Source organism: Kitasatospora sp. NPDC057198, from assembly GCF_042670125.1.
Classification (GTDB): Bacteria; Actinomycetota; Actinomycetes; order Streptomycetales; family Streptomycetaceae; genus Kitasatospora.
Map to the genome: position 1 here is coordinate 1 of NZ_JBHUWH010000823.1, position 1747 is coordinate 1747.

The following is a 1747-nucleotide window of genomic DNA, read 5'->3' on the forward strand; positions in this document are numbered from 1 at the left end:
CCGCACTGACGTGAGGGGCGGGCACCCGATGGGTGCCCGCCCCTTCCGCGTTCGCGTGCCCGGCCGCGGGGGTGGCTCAGGGGAGCCGGCGGGGCGTCAGGAGGCGGCGGACGGCGCGGCCCGCGCGGGCGGGGGTCTCGGGGTCGTGCCAGAGCTGGACGCCCTGGTCGGCGGCGAGGGTGATGCCGCGCAGTTCGAAGCGGAGTTGGTCGAGGTCGGTGTCGGGCGGGAGTTCGGCCGCGTCGAGGGCGGCGCGCAGTTCGGCCAGGACGAAGGCGTCCCAGCGGGCGAACGCCTCGCGGACCCGGTCGCGGACCGGGCCGGGGCGGGCGTCGAACTCGGCGGCGACGGCGGCCAGGAAGCAGCCGGCGTGCCGGTCGGAGGCCATGTACGCGAACCAGGCGTCGTGGGCCCTGACCAGGCGGCCGGTGCCGGGGCGGGCGCCGGCCAGCGGGGCGAGCACCTCGGCCCGGAAGCGCTCCGCGGCCTCGTCCAGGACGGCCAGGTGGAGTTCCTCCTTGGTGCCGAACGGGCCGACCACGCCGGCCTTGCTCATGCCGAGGTCCTCGGCGAGCAGGCCGATGGTGACGCCCTCCAGGCCGTGGACCACGGCGAGGGCGAGGGTGCGGTCGAGGATCCGGGCGCGGGTGGCGGCGGCGTCGGCGGCGGACTTGCGCGGGCTCATGGAGCGAGCATAACCTGACGACCGTTCGCTATTAACGATCGGTCGTTCGCTATCTTTGGATGGCGGACGACCCGACCCCAGGGGGACGAATGCGGATCCACCACCTCAACTGCGGTTCCCTGCGCGCCGTCGAGCACGCCGGCGAGGAACGCCGCGCGGTCTGCCACTGCCTGCTGATCGAGACCGACCGGGACGGCCTGGTGCTGGTCGACACCGGACTCGGCACCGCCGACGTCGCCGACCCGGGCCGCACCCTCGGCCCCGAGTTCCTCGGCCGGGCCCAACCCGTACTGGACCTCGCCGAGACCGCGCTGCACCAGGTCAGGGCGCTCGGGCACGATCCGGCCGACGTCCGGCACGTCCTGCTCACCCACCTCGACCTCGACCACGCCGGCGGGCTGTCCGACTTCCCCGGCGCCCGGGTCCACCTCCTGGAGGCCGAACGGCGCGCCGCCCTCGGCGCGCCCGGTCCGCACCCCGAGGACCGGATCCGTTACCGGCCCGCGCACTGGGCGCACCACCCCGACTGGGTGGGCCACCAGCAGACCGGCGACGCACCCTGGTTCGGCTTCGACAGCGTCCGCCCGCTGCCCGGCCTGGCCGACGACCTGGCGCTGGTCCCGCTCGGCGGGCACTCCGCCGGACACGCCGCCGTCGCCGTCCGGGACGGCGACCGCTGGCTGCTGCACTGCGGCGACGCGTACTACTTCCACCACGAGACCGACCCGGACCGGCCGCACGGCCACCCCGGGATGGACGTGCTCCAGCAACTCACCGAGGTGGACCGGCCGCTGCGGCTCGGCAACCACGCCCGGCTGCGCGAACTGGTCCGCGAACACGCGGGCCTGGTGGTGCCGTTCAGCTCGCACGACCCGTGGGAGTACGCCCGGCTCGCCGGCGCCTGAGCGGCGAGCGGCCTGAGCGGCGAGCGGCCCGAGCAGCGAGCGGCCCGAGCAGCGAGCGGCCCGAACGGCGAGCGGCCTGAAGGGCGAAGGGCCCGAACGGCAAGCGGCTTGAGCGGCGAAGGGTCCGAACGGCGAAGGGGCGCCCCGTCCACCGGGG

The 1747-nt window shown here is 75.8% G+C and carries 2 protein-coding genes; one reads left to right on the top strand and one right to left on the bottom strand.

The features are described from left to right. Positions 1-76: 76 nt before the first annotated feature. Positions 77-685 (bottom strand): TetR/AcrR family transcriptional regulator, encoded by a 609-nt coding sequence (locus ACFUEL_RS39355; protein WP_380242978.1) that lies wholly within the window; start codon positions 683-685, stop codon positions 77-79. A gap of 89 nt (positions 686-774) precedes the next feature. Between ACFUEL_RS39355 and ACFUEL_RS39360 the strand changes: the two genes are divergently transcribed. Continuing rightward, positions 775-1590 carry an MBL fold metallo-hydrolase gene (locus ACFUEL_RS39360; protein ID WP_380242979.1) on the top strand — a complete coding sequence of 272 codons (816 nt, stop codon included), beginning with the start codon at positions 775-777 and terminating at the stop codon, positions 1588-1590. Positions 1591-1747: the final 157 nt, after the last annotated feature.